General features: G+C 72.8%; 27 protein-coding genes. 15 read left to right on the forward strand and 12 right to left on the reverse strand.

Features of this window, described 5'->3' with window-relative positions:
* Positions 1-56 precede the first annotated feature (56 nt).
* Positions 57-938 (forward strand): substrate-binding domain-containing protein, encoded by an 882-nt coding sequence (locus tag ACOKM3_RS12030; RefSeq protein WP_426899747.1) that lies wholly within the window; start codon positions 57-59, stop codon positions 936-938.
* 39 nt (positions 939-977) lie between these two features.
* Here the strand turns inward: ACOKM3_RS12030 and ACOKM3_RS12035 are convergent, their stop codons facing one another.
* Both ACOKM3_RS12035 and ACOKM3_RS12040 read right to left on the reverse strand, forming a co-directional pair.
* Positions 978-1238 (reverse strand): hypothetical protein, encoded by a 261-nt coding sequence (locus tag ACOKM3_RS12035; protein ID WP_426899749.1) that lies wholly within the window; start codon positions 1236-1238, stop codon positions 978-980.
* A gap of 7 nt (positions 1239-1245) precedes the next feature.
* The gene (locus ACOKM3_RS12040) at positions 1246-1569 is read right to left on the reverse strand and encodes a plasmid stabilization protein (RefSeq protein WP_426899750.1); all 324 of its coding nucleotides are present in this window, start codon (positions 1567-1569) and stop codon (positions 1246-1248) included.
* Between the two features lie 226 nt (positions 1570-1795).
* On the opposite strand from ACOKM3_RS12040, the gene ACOKM3_RS12045 reads away from it, so the two are divergent.
* The gene (locus ACOKM3_RS12045; RefSeq protein ID WP_426899752.1) at positions 1796-2053 is read left to right on the forward strand and encodes a WhiB family transcriptional regulator; all 258 of its coding nucleotides are present in this window, start codon (positions 1796-1798) and stop codon (positions 2051-2053) included.
* 74 nt (positions 2054-2127) lie between these two features.
* Here the strand turns inward: ACOKM3_RS12045 and ACOKM3_RS12050 are convergent, their stop codons facing one another.
* The gene (locus ACOKM3_RS12050; protein WP_426899754.1) at positions 2128-2493 is read right to left on the reverse strand and encodes a DUF6479 family protein; all 366 of its coding nucleotides are present in this window, start codon (positions 2491-2493) and stop codon (positions 2128-2130) included.
* A gap of 87 nt (positions 2494-2580) precedes the next feature.
* Between ACOKM3_RS12050 and ACOKM3_RS12055 the strand changes: the two genes are divergently transcribed.
* On the forward strand, positions 2581-3477 hold the full coding sequence (locus ACOKM3_RS12055) for a polysaccharide deacetylase family protein (RefSeq protein ID WP_426899756.1): 897 nt from the start codon (positions 2581-2583) through the stop codon (positions 3475-3477).
* A 59-nt stretch (positions 3478-3536) separates the two neighbouring features.
* The gene (locus ACOKM3_RS12060) at positions 3537-3719 is read left to right on the forward strand and encodes a hypothetical protein (protein WP_426899758.1); all 183 of its coding nucleotides are present in this window, start codon (positions 3537-3539) and stop codon (positions 3717-3719) included.
* 7 nt (positions 3720-3726) lie between these two features.
* Here the strand turns inward: ACOKM3_RS12060 and ACOKM3_RS12065 are convergent, their stop codons facing one another.
* Entirely contained in the window at positions 3727-4395 is a 669-nt protein-coding gene (locus ACOKM3_RS12065; protein ID WP_426899760.1) for an ABC transporter, read from the reverse strand.
* The gene (locus tag ACOKM3_RS12070; RefSeq protein WP_426899762.1) at positions 4392-5237 is read right to left on the reverse strand and encodes an ATP-binding cassette domain-containing protein; all 846 of its coding nucleotides are present in this window, start codon (positions 5235-5237) and stop codon (positions 4392-4394) included. The genes ACOKM3_RS12065 and ACOKM3_RS12070 overlap by 4 nt, the downstream gene beginning before the upstream one ends.
* Positions 5238-5587: 350 nt before the next feature.
* Between ACOKM3_RS12070 and ACOKM3_RS12075 the strand changes: the two genes are divergently transcribed.
* The 6 genes from ACOKM3_RS12075 to ACOKM3_RS12100 all read left to right on the forward strand — a co-directional run bounded on the left by ACOKM3_RS12075 (position 5588) and on the right by ACOKM3_RS12100 (position 12190).
* Complete coding sequence (locus ACOKM3_RS12075; RefSeq protein ID WP_426899764.1) at positions 5588-6313, forward strand: peptidyl-tRNA hydrolase; 726 nt, start codon at positions 5588-5590, stop codon at positions 6311-6313.
* A gap of 154 nt (positions 6314-6467) precedes the next feature.
* Positions 6468-7088: a LysE family translocator gene (locus ACOKM3_RS12080; RefSeq protein WP_426899765.1), complete on the forward strand. Its 621-nt coding sequence runs from the start codon at positions 6468-6470 to the stop codon at positions 7086-7088.
* A gap of 99 nt (positions 7089-7187) precedes the next feature.
* On the forward strand, positions 7188-8495 hold the full coding sequence (locus ACOKM3_RS12085; protein ID WP_426899767.1) for a multinuclear nonheme iron-dependent oxidase: 1308 nt from the start codon (positions 7188-7190) through the stop codon (positions 8493-8495).
* Positions 8496-8690: 195 nt separating this feature from the next.
* On the forward strand, positions 8691-9551 hold the full coding sequence (locus ACOKM3_RS12090) for a DUF4142 domain-containing protein (protein ID WP_426899769.1): 861 nt from the start codon (positions 8691-8693) through the stop codon (positions 9549-9551).
* A gap of 62 nt (positions 9552-9613) precedes the next feature.
* Positions 9614-10408 (forward strand): TIGR04222 domain-containing membrane protein, encoded by a 795-nt coding sequence (locus ACOKM3_RS12095; RefSeq protein ID WP_426899771.1) that lies wholly within the window; start codon positions 9614-9616, stop codon positions 10406-10408.
* A 183-nt stretch (positions 10409-10591) separates the two neighbouring features.
* Positions 10592-12190: an alpha/beta hydrolase gene (locus ACOKM3_RS12100; RefSeq protein ID WP_426899773.1), complete on the forward strand. Its 1599-nt coding sequence runs from the start codon at positions 10592-10594 to the stop codon at positions 12188-12190.
* Between the two features lie 82 nt (positions 12191-12272).
* On the opposite strand, the gene hemQ is transcribed toward ACOKM3_RS12100, so the two are convergent.
* Both hemQ and hemG read right to left on the reverse strand, forming a co-directional pair.
* Complete coding sequence (hemQ, locus tag ACOKM3_RS12105) at positions 12273-13004, reverse strand: hydrogen peroxide-dependent heme synthase (RefSeq protein WP_426899775.1); 732 nt, start codon at positions 13002-13004, stop codon at positions 12273-12275.
* Positions 13005-13008: 4 nt separating this feature from the next.
* Complete coding sequence (gene hemG, locus ACOKM3_RS12110) at positions 13009-14502, reverse strand: protoporphyrinogen oxidase (protein WP_426899777.1); 1494 nt, start codon at positions 14500-14502, stop codon at positions 13009-13011.
* A 152-nt stretch (positions 14503-14654) separates the two neighbouring features.
* Here hemG and ACOKM3_RS12115 point away from each other — a divergent pair, with 152 nt between their 5' ends.
* Positions 14655-15578, forward strand: a complete 924-nt coding sequence (locus ACOKM3_RS12115) for a DUF4349 domain-containing protein (protein ID WP_426899779.1) — start codon at positions 14655-14657, stop codon at positions 15576-15578.
* A gap of 55 nt (positions 15579-15633) precedes the next feature.
* Complete coding sequence (locus tag ACOKM3_RS12120; protein WP_426899781.1) at positions 15634-17019, forward strand: FAD-dependent oxidoreductase; 1386 nt, start codon at positions 15634-15636, stop codon at positions 17017-17019.
* A gap of 7 nt (positions 17020-17026) precedes the next feature.
* Here ACOKM3_RS12120 and ACOKM3_RS12125 read toward each other — a convergent pair whose 3' ends face one another.
* From ACOKM3_RS12125 to hemE, 5 genes are all read right to left on the reverse strand, one after another.
* Positions 17027-17989, reverse strand: coding sequence for a LysR family transcriptional regulator (locus tag ACOKM3_RS12125; RefSeq protein ID WP_426899783.1), 963 nt, complete (start codon positions 17987-17989; stop codon positions 17027-17029).
* 16 nt (positions 17990-18005) lie between these two features.
* A complete protein-coding gene (locus ACOKM3_RS12130; RefSeq protein ID WP_426899785.1) occupies positions 18006-19223 on the reverse strand; it encodes an acyl-CoA dehydrogenase family protein in 1218 nt (405 codons plus the stop codon).
* A gap of 114 nt (positions 19224-19337) precedes the next feature.
* Positions 19338-20552, reverse strand: a complete 1215-nt coding sequence (locus ACOKM3_RS12135) for a CaiB/BaiF CoA transferase family protein (protein WP_426899787.1) — start codon at positions 20550-20552, stop codon at positions 19338-19340.
* Positions 20549-21919 carry an MFS transporter gene (locus tag ACOKM3_RS12140; RefSeq protein WP_426899789.1) on the reverse strand — a complete coding sequence of 457 codons (1371 nt, stop codon included), beginning with the start codon at positions 21917-21919 and terminating at the stop codon, positions 20549-20551. The genes ACOKM3_RS12135 and ACOKM3_RS12140 overlap by 4 nt, the downstream gene beginning before the upstream one ends.
* Before the next feature lie 134 nt (positions 21920-22053).
* A complete protein-coding gene (gene hemE / locus ACOKM3_RS12145) occupies positions 22054-23151 on the reverse strand; it encodes a uroporphyrinogen decarboxylase (RefSeq protein ID WP_426899791.1) in 1098 nt (365 codons plus the stop codon).
* Positions 23152-23365: 214 nt separating this feature from the next.
* On the opposite strand from hemE, the gene ACOKM3_RS12150 reads away from it, so the two are divergent.
* The 3 genes from ACOKM3_RS12150 (at position 23366) to ACOKM3_RS12160 (ending at position 26361) form a co-directional block, all read left to right on the forward strand.
* Positions 23366-23989: a DUF3000 domain-containing protein gene (locus ACOKM3_RS12150; protein ID WP_426899793.1), complete on the forward strand. Its 624-nt coding sequence runs from the start codon at positions 23366-23368 to the stop codon at positions 23987-23989.
* Positions 23990-24297: 308 nt separating this feature from the next.
* Entirely contained in the window at positions 24298-24960 is a 663-nt protein-coding gene (locus ACOKM3_RS12155) for a response regulator transcription factor (RefSeq protein WP_266602921.1), read from the forward strand.
* Positions 24961-25059: 99 nt separating this feature from the next.
* On the forward strand, positions 25060-26361 hold the full coding sequence (locus ACOKM3_RS12160) for an HRDC domain-containing protein (RefSeq protein ID WP_426899795.1): 1302 nt from the start codon (positions 25060-25062) through the stop codon (positions 26359-26361).
* Positions 26362-26576: the final 215 nt, after the last annotated feature.

Consider the following 26576-nt stretch of genomic DNA (forward strand, 5'->3'; position numbering starts at 1 on the left):
GTTTTCGCGGGTGGCGCACCGCGTGCCGGTCGAGTGCCCTGGGCAAGGTCCCCCTTATGGAAGAACGGTCAACCACAGCCTGGGAGTTCACCGACGACCGCGGACACCTCACGTCCGCGAGCGGGACGCCACAGCGCGTCGTCGCCTATATACAGGCCGGGGCGAGCCTGTGGGATCTGGGCATACGCCCGGTGGGGATCTTCGGCTCGTTCCACGACGGCGATGAACCCGATCACGCCAAGTCCGGCGCGCTGCCGCTGGACGACCTCGCGTACCTGGGCGCGGGAGCCGGGCTCGGCCTGGACGACGTGCTCGCGGCGGCCCCCGATCTGGTCGTGGCGCTCACGTACGGCGGCGGGCAGGTGTACGGGATCGATCCCGATACGGCGAAGCATCTGGAGGAGCACGTCCCCGTCGCCGTCATCGACGTCGGGCAGGGCCGCACGCTGGGCGGGGTGCGGCAGCGTTTCGCGGAGCTCGGACGCTCGCTCGGGACCTCGGAGCCAGCGGAGGTCCGGGAGGAACTCGCCCGCGCCGAGCGGCAGTTGGGCGTCGCCGCCCGCGCCGCGCGGGGCGTGAAGGTGCTGGCGCTCTCGGCCGCGGGGGCGGACGCGGTGCACCTGGCCAGGCCCACCAAGTGGCCCGACCTGAGCGCGCTCGGCGGGCTCGGTGTCGGCATGGTGTCGCCGCCCGAGGGGCCCGGCGCCAACTGGTACACCGGGACGTGGCGGGACGTCGCCGAACTCGCCCCGGACGTCATCCTGTCGGACGCGCGCGCCAACGCGGCGCCGCGCGCCCAGTACGCGGCCGACCCGCACTGGGCGTCCGTCGCCGAACGGGCGCCGGTGCTGCCCTGGAACCCGGAGGTCCCCGCCAGCGCCCGCGCCCACGCGGCACTCTTCGACCAGGTGGCGGGGGCGCTGCGGGGGCGGCGCTAGGGCCTGTCGTTTGGATCAGGCCCTAGCGGGCCGCGGGAGTCAGTCGGCGGGCTCGTCCGGGACCGGTTGGTCCGGGTGGATGCCCGGGGCGTGGGGTGCGCCGGTGCGGCCGGTGCCCGCCACGTCCGAGTCGGGGACGGTGACGTCGGGTCCGGTCTCGCCCTCCGGGGCGTCGTCGGTCCCGGTCCGCGGCTCGGCGTCGCCGCCGGGCTCGGTGGTCTCGGTTTCGTTCTCGGTCTCTTCGGGGTCCGCCTGCTGGTCGGGCAGGTCCCTCGGGACGGAGTCCGGTTGCTTTGCCATGAAGTGATCAGCGCCCCAGTGCCTTGGCGAGTTCGGCCTTGTTCATCTTCGAGCGGCCCTCGACGCCGCGGTCCTTGGCCTCTTCGTAGAGCTGGTCCCTCGTCGGACCCCCAGCGCCCTGGTGGGAGCGGAGACCGCCGCGCCTGCCCGAGGAGATGTCCTGCGTCGATGTGCGGCTCGCCTGCTTCGCCTCGCCGCTCCTCGCACGTTCCTTGTTGACCGTGCGGGCAGCGATCTCCTCGGCCCGCGACGTGCTCTCGCCCCGGTCCCGGGCGCTCTGCTTGATCTTCTCGTACTGGCGCTCACGCTTGGCGCTCGACCCGCTGGGCATGGCGACTCACTCCCTTCCGTTCCGTTGTAGCCCCTCCCGTTCCATGTCGCAGGGCGACGCCGGGGCCGGGCGGAGGTGCACCCCGCCCGGCCCCGGCTTCCCTTCGCTCCCCTGGCCTCACGGCCGCGACCCGGGTCCCCCGCCCCGTAGCGCTCAAACTCCGCGTTTCCGCGCGGGTGTTGGGGGCACCCGCCGCCGCATGCCGTTGCCAGTGAGGAACACGGAGATGGAGTGGCTGGACAGCGCGGCGTGTGCCGATGAGGACCCGGACGTCTTCTTCCCCGTCGGCACCACCGGGCCCGCCATGGACGACGTAGAGGCCGCCAAGGAGGTGTGCCGACGCTGCCCGGTGATCATGGAGTGCCTGCGATGGGCCGTCGCCACGGAGCAGACGACCGGGGTCTGGGGCGGCACCTCCGAGGTCGAGCGGGCCAGGCTGCTGCGCGCCGAGCGCCGACGAACTCGGGCCGAGGCCAGGCGCTGACGGCGTCACGCCCCGCCGTGCGTCCGCGGAAGCGTCACACTCTGTAGCGCCGAGAGCCCCACGCCCCCCTGCCGTCAGGTCCGGCCCGGGCCGCCGCTGCCGAACGCGCCGCTGCTGCCCCGGCTCCAGCGGCGCGGCCGCTGGTCCTTGCTGCGCCTGCTGCTGGTGTTGCCGAAGCCGTTCAGCTCGTGCGGCGTCAGCCGGGAGCCACCGTCGTCCGTGTGCGGCATCTCGTCCGGCTCCCGCATCTCACGGACCTCTTGGACCGGGCCCGTACGGGGGAGTTTCGGCTGGTCGGCCGGGTCGGGAGGACCCGGTTCCCGGCGACGGAACCTGATGCCCATCCAGACCGCCCAGATCAGCGCCAGCGCGATCACCAGGCCGGCGACGAACGGGACGACCGAGGTCGAGGGGTCGGGGAAAGCCATTGGTGTCGTCATGACGGCCGAGTACCCCACTGCGCGAGATCACGCCCCCGGCGGTCCGATTTGCATGATTTGAGGTAAATCCGACGATACTGTCGGCTCGTGATCAGACATGTACGCCGCGTCACCGCGGCCTGCGCCCTGGGCGCACTCGCTCTCGGCCTCGCCGCATGCGGCGAACCCGCCTCGTCGGGAGTCCCGGGCGCGACGCGCCCCGCCGGCTCCCAGGAGAGCCCACGGGACGGCTCAGGCTCACCGAAGGCCTCCCCGAAACCGAAGAAGACCCCCAAGCCCACCCTCGCCCCCGGACCGGGCGGCACCACCCCCGTCTTCAAGCGCGGCGCGGCGACGAAGGACCGGACCGTCGCGCTCACCTTCGACGCCGACATGACGGCCGACCAGGGGGCGCGGGCGCGGGCCGGGGAGCGTTTCGACAACCCTCAACTGGTGCGCACCCTACGTAAGTTGAAGGTCCCGGCCACCGTCTTCATGACCGGGCGCTGGGCCGAGGAGTACCCCGCGCAGGCCAAGGACATCGGCCGGGACCGGCTGTTCGAGGTGGCCAACCACTCGTACAGCCACTACGCCTTCACCGGGGACTGCTACGGCCTGCCGAGAGTGCCGGCAGGGGGCATGCGGGCCGATGTCGACCGCGCGTTCGGCGCGTTCCGGAAGGCGGGGGTCGAGCACGTCGTGCCGTACTTCCGGTTCCCCGGCGGCTGCTACGACCGGGCGGCGCTGCGGGCGCTGACGCCGACCGGGGTGACGGCGGTGCAGTGGGACGTGGTGAGCGGTGACGCGTTCGCCACGGACGCGGGTGCCGTGACTCAGCAGGTGCTCGACGGGGTGCGGCCCGGTTCGGTCGTCGTCATGCACTGCACGCGCAGCGCGGCGCCGACGACGGAGCGGGTGGTGCGGGCGGTGGTGCCGAAGCTGCGGGCGAAGGGGTACCGGTTCGTGCGGGTGTCGGAGCTGGTGGGGGCGGCGCGCGGGGCGTGACCATGGTTGGCGGTCCTCGGCCGTGCTTGGTCGTGCGCCCGTGTACGTACGCTGGAGGCATGAGCGACTACTGCGCCGGTGGCCCCGAGGAGCGCCCGGCAGCCACCGCCGCGGCGGACGAGCCGTTCGCCGAGTGCGTGCTGTGCCGCAAGCCCACGGAGTACCCGGAGTCGACGAAGGGCAGCACGCTGTGCCCGGTCTGCGAGTGGCAGGAGGCGCAGCGCACGGCCTGCTCCGGCTAGCCGGGGTTCAGCGGCGGGACGCGAGCGCGCAGGCCGCCGCCGCGCAGATCCCGGCCACGGCCACCGCCCCCGCGAGCGGCAGCACCAGGACCGGCACCGCCCCGTCCTGCGACCCGGTCACCATGGCGCTCACCACCGACTTCGCCGGTGACCCGGGGGCGATCAGCGCGACGAGCGCGCACAGCACCAAGGCGGCCACACCGAGCCCTGTGCCGCGCACCACGGGCCAGGTGGTGACGGCCCCGACGGCGACGCCGACGAGCGCGCACACCAGCACGGCGAGCAGCCCGGCCCCGGCGGCCGGCCACTTCGCCACGCACACCAAGCGATCCGTACTGACCCCGTCACTGATCAACGCGACGACGACGGTCGCCACGAAGCCGACGGCCGCCGTGGCGAGGAACGCGGCGGCCAGGCTCGCCAGGTGGGCGCGCCACGGCGCCGTCGCCGCCGCGGTGCAACTGCGGGCCGCGCGCGGCTCGTTGGTGACGCAGATCCGCGCCAGCCAGGCTCCCACGGGGAGCAGGGCCGCGGCGGTGTACGCGAGGGAGTCGAGCACCGGCTGCCCCGCCTGCACGCCGACGGCGGCGAACGCGGCGTAGAGGACGACCGGTGCCAGCCAGCGCTGCGAGCGCAGCAGCAGGGCCGACTGGTAGGCGAGCAGGGCCGTGGTCATCCGTTGCTCTCCGTGTTCTCCGTGGGCTCGGGCATGCGGACGGCGACGATGTGCCAGGGCGGGTCGGCGGCGAGCAGTGTGCGCAGCACGGCGTCGGAGTGCGCGGCGTCCGTGGTGATCCGTACGGTGCGGGGGTCGAGGCGGACGTGGGTGTGCGGGTGCGGCAGGGCGGGCTCGTGGCCCGCGGGCCCGGCGGCGTCGACGACGACCACGGTCGCACCGACTCCTGTGCTGCGCAGGACAGTTGATCCCCCTACCTCGTACGTCGCGTCGGTGGTGGCGCTCAGGCGGCGCGAGTCGTGGTCGACGAAGAGCACGGCGGCCCCGGCTTCTGCCCGTTCGGCGACGGCGCCGTCGAGCGTGTCCCGGGCGGCGGTGTCGAGCCCGGTCCAGGCCTCGTCGAGGACGAGCAGCTGCGGCTCCGCGAGCAGGGCCGCGGCCACCGCCACCTTCTGGCTGCTGCCCTTGGACAGTTCGGCGAGGGGTGAACCCGCGTAGGCACCGGCGCCGAACCGCTCCAGCCACTCCCCCGCCCGCCGGGCAGCCGTCGGGCGGCCGAGGCCGTGGATGCGGCCCATGTGCGTGAGGTAGGCGCGGGCGGTGAACGGCAGGGCGGGCGGGAACCGTTCGGGTACGTAGGCCGTGCGCGGGCGCCCGATGACCCGGCCCTCGGTGGGCGCGTCGATCCCGGCGACCAGACGCAACAGCGTGGACTTCCCGGTGCCGTTGGGCCCCCGCACCCGGAACACGGCCCCCTCGGGCACGTCCATGTCGACCCCGCGCAACACCCAGGGCCCACCAAGTCCATAACGGCGCCCCGCGCCGCGCAGCGTGACGTGCATGCGGTCATGGTCCCCTACACGCGCCTTGGCCCCTGCGCCCAGGGGCCAAGCCGGCGACCTTGCAGCACGCTCAGGGGCAACGCAGCGAGACCTTCCAGCCCCGGCATTCAAGCCCCTGCGGCGATTGAGCAGCGGGGACCGGGGCAGAGCCCCGATCTTTCAACCCCGACGGCGGCCGAGCCACTCAAGCCCCTGCGGCGATTGAGCAGCGGGGACCGGGGCAGAGCCCCGATCTTTCAGCCCCGGCGGCGGCCGAGCCAATCAAGCCCGCTCTTCGGACGAGAGCCAGCGGGGTCCGGGGCAGAGCCCCGTGACGTGGAGGGCGGCCGGTCGCCTGGCAAACTGGAACCGTGACCAGCGACGCCCCCCATACCGACACCCCCTCCCACCCCGAGCCCAGCGCACGCGAATTCGTGCTGCCGCTCGTCGTCCGCATCGAGCGGTCCGCGCCCCCGACGCGTACGGATGCGCTTGAGGCCGCCGCACGCGCCGTGTTGGTGATCCTCGCGGACGAGCGCTCGGTCGGCGAAGGACCGTGGGCGCAGGTGATGCACGACTGGCAGGACGCCCGGATCCGCAAGGTGGTGCGGCGAGCGCGCGGCGCGGAGTGGCGGCGCGCGGAGGCCCTCGACGGGATCACGGTCACCACCGGCTCCGCGGAGGTACGCGTCTTCCCGCCGGTCCCCCTCGACGGCTGGCCCAAGGACCTCGCCCGCCTCCAGGTCTCCGGCACGGACCTCGACGACCCGGAACCGCCGCCCGCCCCCGACACCTCGGCCCCGGTCCTCTGGCTCAACCCCGACCTCGACATGACCGCGGGCAAGACCATGGCGCAGGCCGGCCACGGGGCCCAACTCGCCTGGTGGGAGCTGTCCGACGCGGAGCGCAAGGAGTGGCGCGAGGCGGGCTTCCCGCTCTCGGTGCGGACCGCAGAACCGGAGCGCTGGCCCGCGCTGACCACGGGCGGGCTGCCGGTCGTGCGGGATGCCGGGTTCACGGAGATCCCGCCCAGCGACACCGTCGTGTCCGAGGGCCCCCTGACGGGCGACTTCCTGTCCGGTCTCGCCCACCTCTGAGCCCCGGGCCCGAAGCCCCTGGCACGTAGAAGACCCCGCCCGTCCGCACGGGGGATGACGGACGGCCGGGGCCACTCGGAAGGCTACCCCACTCCGCGGGAGGCCGGGTCGGCTCCCCGGGCCTCTTCGCGGCCGATGCGCGACAATTGAGTACATGATCGACTGGCAGGTCTTCCTCCCGGCGGCCGTCCTCATGGCGATGATCCCGGGGGCCAATCAGCTGCTCGGCCTGCGCAACGCCGCGCTGATCGGCGTCCGCCACGCGATGGTGGGGGTCGCCGGACGGTTCACCGCCTTCGCGCTGCTGGCGGCCCTGGTCGTCCTCGGCCTCGGCACGGTTCTGGCCAAATCTGCCGTCGCGTTCGAGATCCTGCGGTGGCTCGGCGTCGCCTACCTGATCTGGCTGGGCGTGACGACGCTGCGGAACGCGGGCAGAAGCGACGAAGGACCGGCCGACCGCGCCACGCCGGTGCGCCCACTGACCGTCGCACGCCAGGAATTCCTCACCGCCCTCACCAACCCGAAGGCGCTCCTGCTGTTCGCGTCCTTCCTGCCGCAGTTCCTCCCCACCGCCGCCCCACCCGCGACACTCGTCCCCCTCTCCGCCGCGTACATCGCCGTCGAGGCCGCGGCCGCCCTGCTCTACATCGCGGCGGGCCGCTCCCTGCGCCACGCCGACGGCCGGCTACGGCTGCCCCGCCGCCACCTGGACCGGGCGACGGGCATCGGCTTCCTGGGCTTCGGCGGCTACCTGATCCTCGCGCGCCGCCCCTGAAGAAACCTCAAATGTTGCTCTGAACGTCTTCCCGCAGGGGTTCGGGCCGTGTCGTCGCGGTCAGGAGAGCAGGAAGCAGGGTGGCGGAGGGGGAGTTCCATGGAGCTGGGTACCGGGATCGGCTGGCGGCCCGAGATCGCGGAGACGGTCGAGGCCATGCAGGGCATCGACTGGGTCGAGGCCGTCGCCGAGAATCTGTGTCCGGGGCATCTGCCGGACTCCCTGCTACGGCTGCGCGAGCGCGGCGTCACCGTCGTCCCGCACGGCGTCTCGATCGGCCTCGGCGGGGCCGACCGGCCCGACGAGGGGCGGCTCGCCGACCTCGCCGCGTGCGCGGAGGCCCTCGGTTCGCCGCTGGTCAGCGAGCACATCGCGTTCGTACGTGCCGGGGGCGAGCGCACCGCTTCGCAGCCGCTGGAGGCGGGGCACCTGCTGCCCGTTCCGCGCACCCGCGACGCGCTCGACGTGCTGTGCGAGAACGTCCGGATCGCCCAGGACGCGCTGCCGGTGCCGCTCGCGGTGGAGAACATCGCGGCACTGTTCGGCTGGCCGGGCGAGGAGCTGACGGAGGGGCAGTTCCTGTACGAGCTGGTGGAGCGGACCGGCGTACGGCTGCTCATCGACGTGGCCAATCTGCACACCAATCACGTCAACCGTGGCGAGGACCCGGCGAAGGCGCTGGCCGAGCTGCCGGTCGAGGCCATCGCGTACGTGCATGTCGCGGGCGGCTTCGAGCGGGACGGCGTCTGGCACGACAGCCACGCCCACCCCGTGCCGCCGGTCGTGCTCGACGTACTCGCCGAGCTGGCCTCGCGCGTGACCCCGCCGGGCGTACTGCTCGAGCGCGACGACAACTTCCCCGAAGACCTTGGGGAGTTGGGCCGCGAGGTGGAGACCATCCGGGAGACGGTCGCGGCCGGGACCGGCCCCCGCCCGCAGGCCCCTGACGACCGAATGACCTCGCCCGCCGCCCCGCCCGTCGACGACGCCACGCGGCAACGGCTCGCACTCGACCAGGCCGCCCTGCTGTCCGCACTCGTCGCCGGCACGCCCGCCCCGGAGGGCTTCGACCGGGCGCGGCTCGCCGTGCAGGCCCGGGCGCTGGCGGCCAAGCGGGCCGACGTCGTCGCGAAGGTGGCACCCGAACTCCCCCTGATCCTGGGCGAATCCGCGTACCGGTCACTCTTCCTCGACCACGCCCGTCGGCAGCCGATGACGACCGGCTACCGTCGCGACGCCCTCGACTTCGCTGAGCAACTCCTGCTGGCGCAACACATCCAAGATGCGGGCGCCCGCCGCGAGTTGACCCACTGGTGGCTCGACCGCTCCGGCCCCAAACCCCTGACCGGCCGCCCGGTAGCGCGAGCCCTGAAGACCGCAGCCTTCGCACTGCGGCGGGGCGTTTAGAGCCCCTGCGGCACGGCTGAGCAATTTAAGCCCCTGCGGCGATTGAGCAGCGGGGTCCGGGGCAGAGCCCCGCGTCCGCAACCCCGGTGCGGCCCGCGGCGATCTCATACCTACCGCAGGTGACGTAAACCCGACCGATGCCCACCCCACCCGCCCGAGCCGGAGGCTAGCGTGCGTGCCGCACCAGGAGGCACCATGCGACGGTTCAATGGCACCACCCTCATCGTCACCGGACTCGTAGCGACGCTGGCCGCGCTCGTCTTCCCCCTGTGGTCGTACGCGGACCGCTCCGGCACCGGCCTCGACGAGCTCAACGCCCAGACCGTGTCCACCAGATTCGGGCCGCTGTCCGCCACCGACCGCCTCTTCATCACCAAGGTGCGGCTCGCCGGGCTGTGGGAGCTGCCCGCCGGACAGCAGGCCGAGGAGCGGGCGCCCAGCAAGGCGGTCGAGACGGCGGGCGAGCACCTCGTCGAGGGGCACACATTCCTCGACGCCCGGGTACGCGAGGTCGCGGCCCGGATGAACCTGGAGCTCCCCAGCCAGCCGAACGCCCAACAACAGGGCTGGCTACGGGAGTTGAGCGCAGCGAAAGGCGAGGACTACGAGCGGAAGTTCGCCAATATTCTGCGCCGCGCCCACGGACAGGTCTTCTCCCTGGTCGCCCAGGTACGCGCCTCGACGCGCAACGCGCTCGTGCGGCAACTCGCGGACGACGCCAACACCACCGTCCTCGACCACATCAAGGTGCTGGAGGCCACCGGCCTCGTCGACTTCGACGCGCTCGCCCGCGACGGGGCCACCGCGAGCCCGCCGCCCGCCACCCGCTCCCCCGCCCCACCGGGACCGACCTCCGCACCGGGCTCCGCGACCCCGGTGTCACCGTCGCCCACCCCCTCGTTCTCCCTGCCGCCCGCCGTGTCCCGGCCAAAGCCGGCCCCCGACGCACGCAAGGAAGACCACGCCAAGAAGGACAACGACAAGAAGCCACCAAAGCCAAAGCCGAAACCGAAGCCGAAGAAGGCGAAACCGGAGCCGAACGTCACAGCGCCATAACACGCTGTCCACATCGTGGGCGGGGCGTAGCGGCATTCGCGCAACTGTCGTAGAAACTGCGCATGTTGTGGGTCCTGTTCCTCCTCGTCGCCTGCGCCGCCGCGGGAGTCTCCTGTGGGCGGCTGTGTCTCGCGGCCGTACGCGCCGCCGAGGGCGAACGCGCGACGGGCCGCGATACGTCGTCCATCGGCGTGCGCGCCGACGCGTACCAGGGGCGCGAGCTGTCCCTGTACGAGACCGCCTTCCTGTCCGGCGGCCCCGACCGGGTCGCCGATGTGACGCTCGTGTCGATGGCCCGCAGCCGCCGCCTGCTGCTCGCACACACGGGCTGGGCGACCGTCGTCGACCCGGTCGGCGAGGACCCGATGGAGCGTTCGGTGCTGCGCGCGATCGGGCCCGAGGGGCAGGCGCGGATCGCGCCGCTGCGGGCGGCTGCCGCGGCCGGGGACGCGGTGCGGGTGCTCGCCGAGCGGCTGGTCGCGGCCGGGCTCGCGGTGCCGGACCAGAAGCGGACGACGCTCGCGGGCGCGGTGCGGCAGGTGCGGCGGGCGACGGCCGCCGTGGTGCTGCTCGGCCTGCTCGCGGTCCTGCTGCCGGACGAGAACGCGCGGCAAGAGGGGCCGGTGGCGCTGTGGTTCGGCCTCCCGCTGCTGCTGACGCTGAGCTGTCTGACCCTCGCCCGTATCGAGATCCACCCGTACACGCGCTGGGCCTCGCCGACCGGGCAGCGGCTGCTCGCGGGCAGGCCCCTGGGCGCCGGCAGCCTGTTCGCCGTCGCCGTGCGCGGGGTGCGGGCGGTCGACGACCCGCAGCTGCGCGCGGCGCTGACCGACACGGGGCGGCATACCACCGAGTGAGCCGCCGCGCACGCCGATGAGGGCAGTTACCACGCATCAGGGTCATGCTTCCGACACCCACGACCTGGTCCTTTACTTCGTCAACTGCCGCCCCAAGGATCCCTTTCGTGCGCGAGTCGCACGGCCTCGCGAACCGCTTCGCCGCCCGGGTTCGCGGCCCCGACGAAGGGATACGTCCAAGCGATGCGAGCAGCCCCCGCCCTCTGCGCCACCGCGGGATCCTTGATCCTCTCGGCCCTGGTCACCGCCCCCGCGGGCGCCGCCGCGCCGACGCCGCCGCCCGCCGCGGAGACGGCCGGCACCACGATCGCCGCGCTGCGCGCCGCGGACGCCGGGATCCGCTGGGGCGCCTGCTCCAAGGCCGAGGAACTGCCGGATTCGGTCCGGTGCGGCACCGTCACCGTCCCGCTCGACTACGCGCACCCGATGGGCAAGCAGATCAAGCTGACCGTCAGCCGTGCGAAGGCGACCGGCAAGAACACGAGCGGCAAGGACAAGGGCCGCAAGGTCGCCCGGCAGGGCCCGCTCGTCTTCAACCCCGGCGGCCCCGGCGGCAACGGCATGTACTTCCCGATGGCCGGAACGCAGTCCGAGTGGCGGCCCATCGCCGCCGCGTACGACCTGGTCGGCTACGCCCCGCGCGGGGTCGGCCGGTCGGCGCCGCTGTCCTGCGAGAGCCCGGAGGCGTACCGGAAGGGCCCGACACAGTCGCCGACCCACCCCTCGGCCGCGTACAAGAAGAAGCGCGTCGCGCAGGCGAAGGCGTACGCGCGCGGGTGCGCCGAGCGGAACCCCGACATCGAGCACTTCAATACGCTCAACAACGCCCGTGACCTGGACGTGCTGCGGGCCGCGCTCGGCGAGAAGAAGCTGACGTTCCTGGGCGCCTCGTACGGGACGTACCTGGGGGCCGTGTACGCGGAGCTGTTCCCCTCGCACGTGCGGCGGATGGTCTTCGACTCGGCGGTCGACCCGTCCCCCGACGGGATCTGGTACGCCAACAACCTCGAACAGTCGGCCGCCTTCGAGCGCCGCTGGAGCGACTTCAAGGCGTGGGTCGCCCGCCACGACAAGGCGTACCACCTGGGCAGCACCCCCGGGAAGGTGCAGGCCGCGTACGAGAAGGTGAGCGCTGAGGTGTCCCGCAAGCCGGCCGGGGGCAAGGTCGGGCCCGCCCAATTGCAGTCCGCGTTCCTCCAGGCCGGGTACTACGACGACTACTGGCCGCTGCGGGCCTACGCGCTCTCCGCCTACGTGAAGGGCGACCCGAAGCCGCTCGTCGACCAGGCCGCGCCGATCAAGGAGTCGGCCAAGGAGGACGAGAACAGCAACGCCGTCTACACGGCCGTCCAGTGCAATGACGCGTCCTGGCCGACGGACTTCCGCACCTGGGACCGCGACAACTCGGCCCTCGCGAAGCGCGCCCCGTTCGAGACGTGGGACAACGCGTGGATGAACCTGCCGTGCGCCTACTGGTCCACTCCCAGGCAGCAGCCGCTCGATGTGCGCACGGCACCGGGCGAGCTCCCGCCGACGCTGATCCTCGCGGCCGAGCGGGATGCGGCGACGCCGTACAAGGGCGCGCAGGAACTCAATCGCCGCCTCGCGGGTTCGTCCCTGGTGACCGAACGCAAGGCGGGCACGCACGGCATCGGGGCGGGCCCGAACCAGTGCGTCAACGGCCGCCTGAACGCGTATCTCCTCCGCGGAGAGCTGCCGGAGAATGGTGCGGCCTCATGCGCGCCGCACAAGGAGCCCAAGCCCTTGGGCTCAAGCCGCTAAGTTCAAGCCCCTCCGGGGTCGGGGTCCCGGGGCTCTGCCCCGGACCCCGCTGGCTCTCGTCCCAGAGCGGGGCTTGATCGACTTACGCGAGCCCCGCCACCAGCTCCGAAACCGACTTCCGCCGCCCCGTGAAGAACGGAACTTCCTCACGGACGTGACGCCGCGCCTCGGACGCGCGCAGCAGACGCATCAGGTCCACGATCCGGTACAGCTCGTCCGCCTCGAACGCGAGGATCCACTCGTAGTCGCCGAGCGAGAAGGACGCGACCGTGTTGGCCCGCACGTCCGGGTAGCCGCGCGCCATCTTGCCGTGGTCGGCGAGCATCTTGCGGCGCTCGTCGTCGGGCAGCAGGTACCAGTCGTAGGAGCGCACGAACGGGTACACCGAGATGTAGTCGCGCGGCGTCTCGTCGGCGAGGAACGCCGGGATGTGCGAGCGGTTGAACTCGGCGGGGCGGTGCAGCGCCATGTTCGACCACACCGGCTCGAGCGCGCGGCCCAGCTTCGTGCGGCGGAAGAGGTTGTACGCCTCCTGGAGCTGGTCGGCCGTCTCCGCGTGCCACCAGATCATGAGGTCGGCGTCGGCGCGCAGACCGGACACGTCGTACGTGCCGCGGATCGTCACGTCCTTCGCGGCGAGCTGGTCGAACAGCTCCTGGACCTCGTCCGCGTACCCGGAACGGTCCTCGGGGAGCACGTCCTTCAGCTTGAAGACGGACCAGAGGGTGTAGCGGATGACCTCGTTGAGGTCCTTGGCCAGCTTGCCCTTGTTCGGAACGCGGGCGGCCTCGGGGGTGGTGGCGTCGTCACTCATGTCCTCATTCTCCCGCTCCGCCGTGCATGCTCTGCACCGGGTCGGCCTTCAGCTCGTCGAGCGCCGTGGTGTCGCCGCCGAGGATGTCCACGGCCGCGTACGCACTGGCGATGCACGCCGGGATGCCGACGCCGTCGTACGCGGCTCCGCACACGGCGAGGCCGGGCACGGCGGCGATGTGCTCGCGGATCCGGTCGACGCGGGCGGCGTGCCCGACGGGGTACTGGGGCAGGCCGTCCTTCCAGCGCGTGACGTGCGCGTCGACCGGGGCGGCGTTGAGGCCGGTGGCCTCGCGCAGGTCCTGGCGGGAGAGGTCGACGAGGTCGTTGTCGTCGCGGGCGAGGTCCTTCTCGTCGCCGTAGCGGCCCACCGAGGTGCGGACGACGAGCAGGTCGGGGTTCTGCTCGGCGATCCAGCCCCACTTGCGGGAGGCGAAGGTGGCGGCCTTGATCGTGTGGCCGTCGACCGGCGGGACGAGGAAGCCGCTGCCCTCCGGGACGTCCGCCTCCGCCTTCCGGAACGCCATCGTGATCAGGGCCATGGAGGCGTACTCGATACGGCGCAGCTCCTGGGAGGCCATCGGGGACGCCGTGCGCAGCAGGCTCGCGGCGGCGGGGGCCGGGAGCGCCACGATCACCTGGTCCGCCTCGAAGGTGCGGCCGGACTCGGTGCGGAGCTGCCACAGTCCGTCGCGGGTCGTGAGGGTGGTGGCGCGCTCGCCGAGCAGGATCTCGCCGCCCTTGGCGCGCACCGCGTCGGCGACCGCCCCCGGCAACGTACCGATGCCGCCCTCGATCCCCATGAACACGGGCCCGACCTGCTGGTTCTGGGCGGCACGCTCCTGGATGGCGCGGACGGCCTCCGTGAGCGAGACGTGGCGCGCCGCCTCCTCGAACAGCTGCGGCACGGCGCTGCGCATCGAGATCAGGTCGGCGTCGCCCGCGTAGACGCCGCCGAGGAGTGGTTCGACGAGCCGGTCGACGACCTCGCGGCCGAGGCGCGCGGCGACGTACTTGCCGACGGATACGTCCTCGCCGATGTGGCTGGGCGGCAGGTGGTCGTCGCGGCGGATGCGGCGCAGGCCCTCGTCGGAGAGGACGCCCTCGAGTGCCTCCGCGGTGCCGGGCACGCCCATGACGTGGCCCTTGGGCATGGGCCGCAGGGCGCCGCGGGTCCAGATCGAGGCGGTGGCCGTGCTGGGCGGCTGCAAGCGGTCACCGAGGCCCACTTCGCGGGCGAGGCCGACCGCTTCGGGGCGGCGGGCCAGCATCGACTCGGCGCCGAGGTCGACGCGGGCGCCGGCGATCTCGCCGGTGTGCAGCTTGCCGCCGAGCCGTTCGCCGGCCTCCAGGACGGTCACGTGCACCGGCCCGCCCCGCCCGCTCCCGTCGAGCAGTCGGTGGGCGGCCGCGAGGCCGGCAATTCCGCCGCCGATGACCAGGACTTTCCTGCCCCGCCTGCCCCGACCCGTCTTCGTCACAGTGTCCGCTTCACGCATGCCCCCCACTTTGTCAGAACGTCAGCTCCAGATTGACGCGTGCGGCCGTGTCCCGACCGTGACCGCTTCGGGACCGGTCGGCAACCACCGTTCGGGGGACTCGCGCGTCGAAGGGACGTCCGACGACCGTCACGTCCCTCGGGGGTACGACCATGCACTTCTTCAGTCCGACGACACGCACCCGACCACGACCGCTGGCGCTGCTCGCCGCGGCACTGTTCGCGGTGGCGCTCGCGCTGACGGGCTGCTCGGGGGCGGGCGGCGACGCGGGCAGCAAGAGCGCCGCCGACGCCGACGACAAGGGGGCATCCAAGAGCGATCTCGGCGCCGGCGGCGGCAAGTCCGGCTCCGCCGGCCAACAGGCCAAGAAGCCACCGAAGCTGACCGGCGTGCACATCATCCGCACCGCGCACCTCTCCGTACGCGTCAAGGACGTCCCGGACGCGCTCGACGAGGCCCGCACCGCCGCCGAGGACGCGGGCGGCCTGGTCGGCGACGAGACCACCGACCGGGACGGCCACGGTCACGAGCGCTCCCGCGTGACCCTGCGCGTGCCGCAGGAGTCGTACGAGGACGTGCTCGATCAACTCGCGGGCAGCGGGCGGCTGTTGGAGAGGAACGTGACGGCGAAGGACGTCACGGACCAGGTCGTGGACGTCGAGAGCCGGATCAAGTCGCATCGGGCGAGCGTGGCGCGGGTGCGGGAACTCATGGACCGGGCGGAGAAGTTGAGCGACGTGGTGACCCTGGAGGGCGAACTGGGCACGCGCCAGTCGGAGCTGGAGGCGCTGCTCGCCCAGCAGGACTCCCTCAAGGACCGCACGAGCCTCGCGACGATCACCCTGCGCCTGACCGAGACACCTTCGCCCACACCGGCGGCGGACGACGACCCCGGCCTCCTCGACGCCCTGTCGGGCGGCTGGGACGCCTTCACCACGACCCTGAAATGGATCGGCATCGCCCTGGCAGCGGTCCTCCCGTTCGCGGCACTGCTGGCGCTGGTGGCGTTCCCGCTCACGCGATTCTTGCGCTCCCGCAACCGTTCATCCGCCAATTCAAGCCCCGCCGGCGATTGAGGCGCGGGGTCCGGGGCAGCGCCCCGCGGCCGCAACCCCGGGTTAGCGTGAAGAAATGAGCACCGAAACCGCGCGCGAGCGCCTCGTGGTCATCGGCGGCGACGCCGCCGGCATGTCCGCCGCGTCGCAGGCCCGCCGCCTCAAGGGCCCGGACGAACTGGAGATCGTGGCGTTCGAACGCGGCCACTTCACCTCCTACTCCGCATGCGGAATCCCGTATTGGGTGGGCGGACAGGTCGCCGAGCGGGACGAGTTGATCGCCCGCACCCCCGAGGAGCACAGGGCCCGCGACATCGACCTCCGCACCCGCACGGAGGTCACGGAGATCGACGTCGCGGGCCGCCGCGTACGCGCCCGCGAGCTGGACGGCGGGGCCGAGTACTGGACCTCGTACGACAAGCTCGTGATCGCCACGGGCGCCCGGCCCGTCCGCCCCGACCTCCCCGGCATCGACGCGCCCGGCGTGCACGGCGTGCAGACGCTCGACGACGGTCAGGCGCTGCTCGACACGCTGCGGGCGACCGAGGGCCGGCACGCCGTGGTGGTGGGCGCCGGGTACATCGGCGTGGAGATGGCGGAGGCGCTGATCCACCGCGGGTACGAGGTGACGGTGGTGAACCGCGGCGCCGAGCCGATGTCGACGCTCGACGCGGACATGGGCCGCCTCGTGCACGAGGCGATGACCGGCATGGGCATCACCATGGTCGACGACGCCGAGGTGACGAAGATCCTCACCGGGGACGAAGGACGGGCCCGCGCGGTGGCCACGGACGACGCCGAATACCCGGCGGATGTGGTGGTGCTGGGGATCGGCGTGCGCCCTGAGACGACCCTCGCGCGGGAAGCCGGGCTGCCGATCGGGGCGCACGGCGGGCTGCTCACGGACCGGTCGATGCGGGTGCGCGGCCACGAGGACATCTGGTCGGGCGGCGACTGCGTCGAAGTGCTGGACCTGGTGTCCGGCAGCGAGCGGCACATCGCACTCGGCACGCACGCCAACAAGCACGGCCAGGTCATCGGCGCCAACGTCGGCGGGGACTACGCCACGTTCCCCGGCGTCGTCGGGACGGCCGTCAGCAAGGTGTGCGACCTGGAGATCGCCCGCACGGGCCTGCGCGAGAAGGACGCACGCCGCGCGGGCCTCCAGTTCGTGACGGTGACCATCGAGTCGACCAGCAGGGCGGGTTACTACCCCGGCGCGGCGCTGATGACGGTGAAGATGATGGCCGAGCGGCGCACGGGCCGGCTGCTCGGGGTGCAGATCGTGGGCCGCGAGGGTGCGGCGAAACGGGTCGACGTGGCGGCGGTCGCGCTGACGGCAGGTATGACGGTGGACCAGATGACGGCCCTGGACCTGGGTTACGCGCCCCCGTTCTCCCCGGTGTGGGACCCCGTGCTGGTGGCGGCACGCAAGGCGGTGGCGGCGGTGCGGGCGGGCTGACGCCGACTCAGTGCGCCGCGTCGCGCGCCGCGACGACCGCGTCCACCAGGCCGAGCCCGGACGCCCTCCCGGCCGCGATCGCGTCGAACCAGACACCCAGCGCCGACCGGACATCGGCCACGAACTGCTGCGCGGCAGGGGCGAGTTGACCGGCACGGTGCACGACGCCGAACGGCGACTCGATGAGCGGATCGGTCTCGACGACCTCGGCCCCGGCGTCGAGCGCCGCCGCGCACATCCGCAGCGGCAGGAACGCCTGGAACCCGGACCGGAGCACGAAGGCCAGCTGCGCGTTCCTGCTGGGGACGGTGGCGCCGGTCACCGCGTCGACGCCGTGCGCGGCCAGCGCCGCCTGCACGGCGTCCTCCTCGTTGCGGGTGACCTGGCGGCGGGCGAGCGGCAGGTCCCCGATCCCGGCGAGGGGCACGCGCCGTGCCTGCGGGGCGTGCCCCGGTGGGCGTACCAACAGCAGCCGCTGCACGCCCAGTTCGATGAAGTCGAGGTCGCCGCGGAGTTCGTCGGGGGCGAGCGTGAAGCCCAGTTCTGCCCGCCCGTCGGCGACCGCCGCCACGAGCTCGTGCCGCGAGCCGACCTCGCTGATGTCGAGCCGGACCGCCGGGTACGCGCGCGTGAACCCGCCGGCCCAGGACGCCACCGCCTCCCCGGACATGTCGGGTGTGCACATCACCGTGAGCACGCCCCCGCCGACCTCGCGGGCGCCGCGCATCGCGTCCTGGACGGCGACCACGTCGTCGAGCACCCGCCGGGCCAGCGGCACGAGCTGATGGCCCGCTGAGGTCGGCACGAGGCGGCGCGCGGTGCGGTGGAACAGCTCGACCTTCAGCTCGCGTTCCAGGGCCTTGATCGATCCGGAGACGGTGGGCTGCGACAGATACAGGCGTTCTGCTGCACGCCCGAGACCGCCGTGGTCCACCACGGCCAGAAACTGCTCCAGCTGCCTCAGCTCCACCGGGCCTCCCTCGGTTTCAGGCCCCTGCGGCCGCTCCGCGGGTGACACGGTAAGTGTCCGGAAGCGTCCCGTCCACGCCGACCTGCCTGGTCACGGCGCGGCCGAGGTTGCGCTCGTGCACCGGAGAGGACCCTTCGTAGATCCGCAGCGCCCGTACGTCGCGCCACATGCGCGGTACGGGGTGGTCGCCGACGATTCCCTCGCCGCCGAGGAGCTGGACGCAGCGGTCCGCGACGCGGCTCGCCATCTCGGAGGCGAACAGCTTGGCGGCGGCGATGCGGTGGCGCGGCACGGTGCCGGAGTCGAAGGCGTGCGCCGCCTCCATGGTGAGCGCGCGGGCGGCCTCCAGGTCGGCGAAGCAGCGTCCGAGGTCGGCCTGGACGGCGCCGAGGTCGGCGAGGGGCGCCCCGAACTGTTCCCGGTCCGACAGGTGCCGTGACGTCTCCTCCAGCATCCGGGTGGCCTGCCCGACACAGGTGGCGGCGACGTGCAGCCGGGCGTGGTTGATGCCGCGCAGCGCCGCCTTGAACCCGGCACCCAGTTCGCCGCCGAGCAGCGCGGAGTCGGCGACCCGCACCCCGGCGAGGTCGATCTCGGCGACCGGCGCCTCCGCGTGCCCGTTCATGCGGGTGGGCAGCCGGGTCGTGACGCCTTCGGTGTCGCGCGGCACGAGGAACGCGGAGACGCCTGCGGCTCCCTCGCCGGCCTCTCCCGTGCGGGCGAACACGACCAGCTCGTCCGCCCAGTGGGCGTTGGTGATGTACCGCTTGTGCCCGTCGATGACCCAGCCGCCCTCGACCCGGCGCGCGGTGGTGGTGAGCGATCCGGCGTCGGACCCGGCACCGGGCTCGGTGAGCGCGAACGCTGTGACGTGCTCCCCCGCCGCCATCTTCGGCAGCAGGCTCTCGCGCTGCTCGTCGGTGCCGTGGTCGAGGATCGCCTGCGAGCACAGCCCGATCACGGTGGAGAACCGCGACCGGTACACGCACGACGCACGGGTGAACTCCGTGGTCAGCCGCACCTGTTGGCTCATGGACCACTCGAGCCCGCCGAGCCGCCGCGGTATCGACACACCGAAAAGGCCGTTGCGCGCGAGCGCCTCCACCACACGCTCGGGGACCTCCCCCGCCTCCACCATCTCCTGCTCGGCGGGGATGAGTACGTCGTCGGTGAGGCGGGCCACGCGCTCCAAGTACGCCTCGAAGGCGAGCTCGAAGACGTCGGGGTCGATCATGCGGATTCCTCCTAGGGGGTGGTGGTGCCGGGGAGCCGACCGCCCCCGACTTGGGCAATCTGCCGCCTTGGGCGGCAGGGTGGGCAAGCGGCGCACGGTGCCGCGCGACGACGGCTAAGGGGTCCGGCCCCGCACGGGCGGGCCGGCGGCCGCGACGTCGGCTGCCACGACGGTGCCGCCGTCGACCAAGGCACGGATCTCCGCCTCGTCCCGGCCGAGTTCCGCCAGGATGCGCGCCGTGTGCTCACCGACCCGCGGCGCCGGCGGCGTACTCGCGGGGCGCCGACCGCCCAGCGAGAAGGCCGTGGTGGGGGCGGTGCCGCCGCCACCGCAGTCCGCGATCAGCCCGGAGGCCCGTACATCGGGGTCGTCGGCGAGTTCGTCGAAGCTCCGCACGGCCCCGCACACGATGCCCGCGCCGCGCAACCGCTCCAGGGCCTCGGCCCGGTCGAGCCGCCCCAGCGTGCCGTGCAGGACGTCCAGCAGTTCCGCGCGGTGGGCCACCCGTTCCGGGTTGGACGCGAACCGGGGGTCACCAGCCAGTTCGGGCCGCCCGATCACCTCGCACAACGCCGCGAACTTCTCCCCCGTGTACGCGGAGAGGACCAGCGCCCCGCCGTCCCGGGTCCGCACCAGGTCCGCGGCGGGCGCCGCCAGCGCCTGCCCGTTGCCGCGCCGGCGCGGGGCGCTGCCGCTCAGCTCGTGCTCGGCCCAGGTGGACGCCTGGGCGTGCACGACGGCCTCCATCAGCGAGGTCTCGACGACATCACCGCGCCCCGTGGTCGCCCGCTGGAGCAGCGCGGCGAGCACACCGGACGTCAGCGCCTGCGCCGCCAGCACGTCCGCCACCGCGAAGCCCACCCGCTGCGGGTCCCCGTCGGCCGTCCCCGTGAGGTCCATGACGGCGAACTCGGCCTGCGCCGCGATGTCGAGCCCGACACGGTACGCCGACGGGCCCCGCGTGCCGAACCCGGTGACGAAGCCGTAGACGAGGCGCGGGTGGCGGGCGAGCAGGGCGTCCGGGCCGAGGCCGAGACGTTCACTGACGCCGTGCCGGAAGTTGTGCAGCAGTACGTCCGCGGTGGCGAGCAGTTCGCGGACCACGGCCTCGCCCTCGGGCGTGCGCAGGTCGACGGCGATGCTGCGCTTGCCTCGGTTGTTGGCGCGGACCATCGCGGTGCCGAAGGGGCCGATGCCGCGCGCCTGGTCGCCCGCGAGGGGTTCCACCTTGATGACGTCGGCGCCGAGGTCGGCGAGGTTCTGCCCGGCTCCGGGCGCGGCGATGTACTGCCCGAAGTCGAGGACGCGCAGACCTGCGAGAGCGTTCATCGGGCCACCTCCACGGACGCGGCGCGGCGCTTCGCGGTCTCGGCGAGCAGCACCTCGCGCGAGCGCGCCGGGTTCAGCAGCAGCCCGCCCGCGACGGCGAAGACGCAGATGGTGATGCCGACAACCAGGAACCCGTCGGCGTACCCCTGCGAGACGGTGTCCGCGGCGTCCACGATGACGCCGAGCAGCCACGGCGCGACGATCCCCGCGACGCTGTACGCGGCGATGATGCAGCCGAAGAAGCCGGGCCGGTGCCTGCGGGGCAGGAAGTCGGCGGCGCCCGCGAAGGCGACCGAGAACGCCACGCTGTTGATGGAGAACGCGGCGACCACCAGGGCCAGTTGGAGCCCGCCCGGCGGCACCTGCGTGAAGGCGATCATGGCGACACCCGCGAAGCAGAGATAGCCCATCGTCAGGAATCCGCGCGCGGCCCGCGCCGAGCGCCCGGCCTTCAGCATCCGCCCCGAGATGAGCCCGGCGGTGAGCAGCACGACGATCGCGAGCCCGTACGGGAGCGTGGCGAGGAGCCCGACGGTGCCGCGCGAGTAGCCCATCCCGTCGTGCAGGAACGAGGGCAGCCAGGACACCTTGAGCGAGGAGATGAGGTACCCGGCGAAGGAGAGCAGGGCGAGTCCCCAGAAGCTGCCGGTGCGCAGGAGCGAGGTCAGCGGTACGTCGATGTCACCGTTGGGGTCGGCCTCCGCCGCCGTGGGCGCCGCGGGACGCGGCCCCATCCCCGGCTCCCGCCGCGTCACGACCAGCCATACGACCGCCCACACCGCCCCGACGGCGACGAGCACGACGAACGCCGCGTGCCAGGTCCAGGTGATGATGACCCAGGTAAGCACGGGCGTGGCGACCAACGGCCCGACGGAGGACCCCGCGTTGACGATCGCGCCCGCGAACGCCCGCCGCTCGGACGGGAAGCGGTCCGCCACGACCGACTGGCACAGCGCGTGGGCGGGGCCCTCGAAGAAGCCGAGCACCATCCGCGACGCGATCACCACGCCCACCGTGGTGGGTACGGTCAGCGGCGCCATGCTCGCCACCCACGCGATCATCAGGGCGGCCGCGGACCAGCGCCAGCCGATCCGCCGGAAGAACAGCGCGAGGACGACCGCGCCCGCCGCGAACAGCCAGAAGAAGGCGCTCGACATCAGGCCGTACTGGGCGGCGGTGAGCCCGAGGTCCTTCTCCAGGTCGGGCGCGGCGAGCCCGATGGCCGCCTTGTCGGCGAAGTTGAGGGTGAAGAAGGCCAGCAGCAGGCCGATGATCCACCAGTCCGCCGATGACACCCCTCGACGGAACCCGGGCGCTTTCGCCGTCCCGGCCCCGGCCGCCGCCTGCGACGCTGCATGCGCGGTCACGTCCACCTCCACGGTCCCGCGCCACCGGATGGGGTGGCGCACCGCACAGGAAATCGGAGGTGGCGGGCGCGAACAATGGCCGATTTCCGCAGGGGCCCTTCGGTAATTCCGAAGGGCCCCTGCGGCGGCGCGAACTACTTGGCGGTCTGCGTGTGCACGTACTCGACGAGGCGGGTCAGCGAGTCCGGGTCGGTGTTCGGCGGGACGCCGTGGCCGAGGTTGAAGACGTGGCCTTCCAGGCCCGACGCGGCGTCGAGGACCTCGCGGGCCTTGGTCTCGACGGCCTCCTGCGTGGAGAAGAGGATGGCCGGGTCGAAGTTGCCCTGGAGCGCCTTGCCGGGGCCGACGCGGCGCGCGGCCTCGTCGAGCGGGACGCGCCAGTCGACGCCGACGACGTCCGCGCCGGCCTCGCCCATGAGCCCGAGCAGCTCGCCCGTGCCCACCCCGAAGTGGATACGGGGGACGCCGTAGCCCGCGACGGACTCGAAGACCTTCGCCGAGGCGGGCATCACGGAGCGCCGGTAGTCGGCGGGCGCGAGCGCCCCCACCCAGGAGTCGAAGAGCTGGACGGCGCTGGCGCCGGCCTCGATCTGCACCTTGAGGAACGCGGAGGTGATCTCGGCGAGCCGGTCGACCAGGTCGGCCCAGAGCTGCGGGTCGCCGTACATGAGCGCCTTGGTGTGCTCGTGGTTGCGGGACGGGCCGCCCTCCACGAGGTAGCTGGCGAGCGTGAACGGGGCGCCCGCGAAGCCGATCAGCGGCTTCTCGCCGAGCTCGGCGGTGAGCAGCCCGATGGCCTCCGTGACGTACCAGACGTCCTCGGGGGTGAGGTCGCGCAGCTGTGCCAGGTCGGCGCGCGTACGGATCGGGTTGGCGATGACGGGGCCGACACCGGGCTTGATGTCGAGGTCGATGCCGATGGCCTTGAGCGGCACGACGATGTCGCTGAAGTAGATCGCCGCGTCGACGTCGTGGCGCCGCACCGGCTGCATCGTGATCTCGGCGACCAGGTCGGGGCGCATGCAGGAGTCCAGCATCGCGATGCCCTCGCGCACCTTGTGGTACTCGGGCAGCGAGCGGCCGGCCTGGCGCATGAACCACACCGGCGTGTGCGGCACGGGCTCGCGCCTGCACGCCTTGAGGAAGGCTGAATCCCTGGTGGTCTCGGCCGCCTTGGTGGCTTCGTACGTCGCTGACGGCTGCTGGCCCGTGGCCTCGGTGTTGGCACTCACACCCGAAAGTTTCGCACGCCCGCGACGTCGCCTGTGAAGGACATGGGGAAGGGGGCTCCGTGAGGGGTGTCCCTCCCCGCGCGCGGGGCTCCCTCCCCTTAACCTTCCCGGCATGGCTGCGGCTCAGGGACAACGGTCGGGCGACGGTCGCGACGACCACGAGGACACAGGCGGGATGAGTGAATCGGTGCGGGAGGGGCAGAACGCTCGGGACATGAACGCTGCACAGGAGCACGACCCCACCCCGCCCGCCTTCCGTACGGCGGTCGACGCCCTGCGGTCCGCGCGGCTCCGCCCGGAGATCGAGATCGACCCGACGCGGCCGCCGCAGCGCCTGGCCCCCTTTTCCTACGCACTCGAAGCCGCGGTCGTGGACGGTGACGAGGACCTGGCCGACGGCCGGCTCGTCCTGCTGCACGATCCGGCGGGCCACGATGCCTGGCACGGCACGTTCCGGCTCGTGACCCTGGTCCGGGCCGAACTCGAACCCGAGATGGCGGCCGACCCGCTCCTCCCGGACGTCTCCTGGTCCTGGCTGACGGGCGCGCTCGAGGCCCGCGGCCTCTCGTACGGGGAGCCCTCGGGCACGGTCACCCGTGCGAGTTCGCACTACTTCGGCGGGCTCGGCGACCGGGCGCCCGCCTCGCAGATCGAGATCCGGGCGTCGTGGACACCGCGCGAGGGCCTGGGCGGCGTACCGGACACGGCCTCGCATCTCGCGGCGTGGTGCGAGGTGCTGTGCCAGATCGCGGGCCTTCCGCCGGTGGCGGCGGGGCCGCAGGGGCCGGACGGCGCGGTGGTGACGCTGCCGCAGCGGCGGGGGCCGCGGCCTTCCTGACCGCCGTTTCCCAGGGTCTTTTTTCGGCCGCGTCGGAGCAGCTCCGACGCGGCCTTCGCATGTTTCGGGTCCTTTCGAAATGGCCCCGGTCGGTCGGATTTGGTTCGATTGGATGCGACTCGTGACTATTCGCCACCCTTTCGAATGATCGCTAATGTGTCCGAATTGCTCGCATTGTTACTCACCAAATCGTGATCATTCTCTAAAGGCGGACGGGTTTGGTGCCGAAGGACCCAGTGACCTTGAAAGCACGGTTCATCCCCGGCTTCATCCCCGAGCCGGCTCCGTCCCGCACCCCAGGAGGCCTGGTGTCCGTTCTCCTCGAGCAGCCCTCAAGCCTGGTCGCCTACCGCCCGAACAAGCCGACCGCGATGGTGGTCGTGGCCGACCCCCGCGTCCGTTCCACCGTGACCCGCCACCTGTGGGCGCTCGGTGTTCGTGACGTGATCGAGGCCTCGTCCGTCGCTGAGGCTCGTCCCCGCATCGGCAACCCCCGCGACATCTGCGTCGCCGACGTCCACCTCCCCGATGGATCCGGCCTGACGCTCCTCTCCGAAACCCGAGCCGCGGGCTGGCCCAATGGGCTCGCCCTCTCCGCCGCCGACGACATCGGTGCCGTGCGCAACGCCCTCGCGGGCGGCGTCAAGGGCTACGTCGTCACCGGCACCCGTACCAACATCGGCCTGCCCACCCGCCCCGGCGCCGCCCCCATCGGCGCCGCGGCCGCCCGTATGCACCGTCGCCCCCCGGGTGCCCCGAGCCACCCGGGCGGCTACCGCGAACTCTCAGGACGCGAAGTGGAGGTGCTCCGGCTCGTCGCCGAGGGCCAGTCGAACAAGGCCATCGGCGTCTCGATGGGCCTGTCCGCGCTGACCGTCAAGAGCCACCTCGCCCGCATCGCGCGCAAGCTCGGCACGGGTGACCGGGCCGGCATGGTCGCGGTCGCGCTGCGTACCGGCATCATCCACTGACCGACCCGTGGCCGGATTCGTCCGGTTTACTTCGGCACGGCGCCCGTCGACGGAACGTTCCGTCGACGGGCGCCGTGCGTTCACAGATACTCTTGACAGGTGACCGACGCCCAAGACACCGCAGCAGACAGTTCACTGCGCACCACCGGAGGCGCCCCTCTGGACGACGGCGGATCTTCTGCTGAAGGATCTGTTGGTTCAGTCGACGGTGCGCCCACCCCACTCCTCGAACCCCGCGAGGGCATCCCGCCGGTGATCGCCGACGAGGCCTCGCTCGCCGATGTCGTCGCGGCCTTCGCCGCCGGCACGGGCCCCGTCGCCGTCGACGCCGAGCGTGCGTCCGGCTACCGCTACGGGCAGCGCGCCTATCTGGTGCAGCTGCGCCGCGAGGGCGCGGGCACCGCGCTCATCGACCCGGTCGCCTGCCCCGACCTCTCCTCGCTCGGTGACGCGCTCGCCGACGCCGAGTGGGACCTGCACGCCGCCACCCAGGACCTGCCGTGCCTGCGCGACATAGGCATGCGGCCCGGCTGGCTGTTCGACACCGAGCTGGCCGGACGGCTCGCCGGTTTCCCGCGGGTGGGCCTCGGCGCGATGGTCGAGAACGTGCTCGGCTACGTACTGGAGAAGGGCCACTCCGCCGTCGACTGGTCGACGCGCCCGCTGCCCGAGCCCTGGCTGCGCTACGCCGCGCTCGACGTCGAACTCCTGGTCGACCTGCGCGACGCGCTGGAGAAGGAGCTCGACCGGCAGGGCAAGCTTGAGTGGGCCCACGAGGAGTTCGACGCCATCGCCTCGGCCCCGCCCGCGCCGCCGCGCAAGGACCCCTGGCGGCGCACGTCCGGCATGCACAAGGTGCGGCGCCGGCGTCAGATGGCGGTCGTCCGCGAGCTGTGGACGGCGCGCGACCAGGTCGCCCAGCGGCGGGACGTGTCGCCGGGCAAGGTGCTCGGTGACTCGGCGATCGTCGAGGCCGCGCTCGCGCTGCCGCCCAATGTGCACGCGCTGTCCGCGCTGCCCGGCTTCGGCCACCGCATGGGCCGGCGCCAGCTGGAGCAGTGGCAGGCGGCGGTCGACCGGGCGCGGGCCCTGCCGGACTCCGAGCTGCCGCAGCCGGGCCAGGCCACGACCGGACCGCCCCCGCCCCGCGCCTGGGCCGACAAGGACCCCGCCGCGGCGGCCCGCCTCTCGGCGGCGCGCGCGGCGGTCACGGCCCTCGCCGAGACGCTCTCGATGCCCCAGGAGAACCTGATCACGCCGGACACCGTGCGCCGGGTGTGCTGGGAGCCTCCGGCGGTGGTGGACGCGGAATCCGTGGCGGAGGCGTTGGCCTCGCACGGGGCGCGGCGCTGGCAGGTGGAGCAGGTCACGCCGGTGCTGCTTCCGGCACTGACGGCCTGAGCCCGTCCCCCTCTTCCGTACGCCCCTCGACTTTCGGTCGGGGGGCGTACGGCGTTTAAGGGGGCCGTAGGTGGCGGCCCCCCCGTCCCCCGCCCTGGGGCTCCGCCCCAGACCCCGCTGCTCAATCGCCGCAGGGGCTTAGAGGGTGTGACGTTCGCCGCTCCGGCCAGGGGGGCTTCAAGACTTGGTTACCCGCAAGTAGCATGACGGTATTC

It is taken from the genome of Streptomyces nidicola, from assembly GCF_050106155.1.
In the GTDB taxonomy this organism is placed as follows: Bacteria; Actinomycetota; Actinomycetes; order Streptomycetales; family Streptomycetaceae; genus Streptomyces.

Bases quoted from the DNA above. Each gene is read 5' to 3' on its own strand.
- ACOKM3_RS12030 (WP_426899747.1), top strand. From the start codon at position 57: ATGGAAGAACGGTCAACCACAGCCTGGGAGTTCACCGACGACCGCGGA.
- ACOKM3_RS12135 (WP_426899787.1), bottom strand. From the start codon at position 20,552: ATGAACGCTCTCGCAGGTCTGCGCGTCCTCGACTTCGGGCAGTACATC.
- ACOKM3_RS12095 (WP_426899771.1), top strand. From the start codon at position 9,614: ATGTTGTGGGTCCTGTTCCTCCTCGTCGCCTGCGCCGCCGCGGGAGTC.
- ACOKM3_RS12070 (WP_426899762.1), bottom strand. From the start codon at position 5,237: ATGCACGTCACGCTGCGCGGCGCGGGGCGCCGTTATGGACTTGGTGGG.
- hemG (WP_426899777.1), bottom strand. From the start codon at position 14,502: ATGCGTGAAGCGGACACTGTGACGAAGACGGGTCGGGGCAGGCGGGGC.
- ACOKM3_RS12150 (WP_426899793.1), top strand. From the start codon at position 23,366: ATGAACGCTGCACAGGAGCACGACCCCACCCCGCCCGCCTTCCGTACG.
- ACOKM3_RS12050 (WP_426899754.1), bottom strand. From the start codon at position 2,493: ATGACGACACCAATGGCTTTCCCCGACCCCTCGACCTCGGTCGTCCCG.
- ACOKM3_RS12085 (WP_426899767.1), top strand. From the start codon at position 7,188: ATGGAGCTGGGTACCGGGATCGGCTGGCGGCCCGAGATCGCGGAGACG.
- ACOKM3_RS12115 (WP_426899779.1), top strand. From the start codon at position 14,655: ATGCACTTCTTCAGTCCGACGACACGCACCCGACCACGACCGCTGGCG.
- ACOKM3_RS12080 (WP_426899765.1), top strand. From the start codon at position 6,468: ATGATCGACTGGCAGGTCTTCCTCCCGGCGGCCGTCCTCATGGCGATG.
- hemQ (WP_426899775.1), bottom strand. From the start codon at position 13,004: ATGAGTGACGACGCCACCACCCCCGAGGCCGCCCGCGTTCCGAACAAG.
- ACOKM3_RS12040 (WP_426899750.1), bottom strand. From the start codon at position 1,569: ATGCCCAGCGGGTCGAGCGCCAAGCGTGAGCGCCAGTACGAGAAGATC.
- ACOKM3_RS12090 (WP_426899769.1), top strand. From the start codon at position 8,691: ATGCGACGGTTCAATGGCACCACCCTCATCGTCACCGGACTCGTAGCG.
- ACOKM3_RS12120 (WP_426899781.1), top strand. From the start codon at position 15,634: ATGAGCACCGAAACCGCGCGCGAGCGCCTCGTGGTCATCGGCGGCGAC.
- ACOKM3_RS12130 (WP_426899785.1), bottom strand. From the start codon at position 19,223: ATGATCGACCCCGACGTCTTCGAGCTCGCCTTCGAGGCGTACTTGGAG.
- ACOKM3_RS12100 (WP_426899773.1), top strand. From the start codon at position 10,592: ATGCGAGCAGCCCCCGCCCTCTGCGCCACCGCGGGATCCTTGATCCTC.
- ACOKM3_RS12035 (WP_426899749.1), bottom strand. From the start codon at position 1,238: ATGGCAAAGCAACCGGACTCCGTCCCGAGGGACCTGCCCGACCAGCAG.
- ACOKM3_RS12045 (WP_426899752.1), top strand. From the start codon at position 1,796: ATGGAGTGGCTGGACAGCGCGGCGTGTGCCGATGAGGACCCGGACGTC.
- ACOKM3_RS12060 (WP_426899758.1), top strand. From the start codon at position 3,537: ATGAGCGACTACTGCGCCGGTGGCCCCGAGGAGCGCCCGGCAGCCACC.
- ACOKM3_RS12065 (WP_426899760.1), bottom strand. From the start codon at position 4,395: ATGACCACGGCCCTGCTCGCCTACCAGTCGGCCCTGCTGCTGCGCTCG.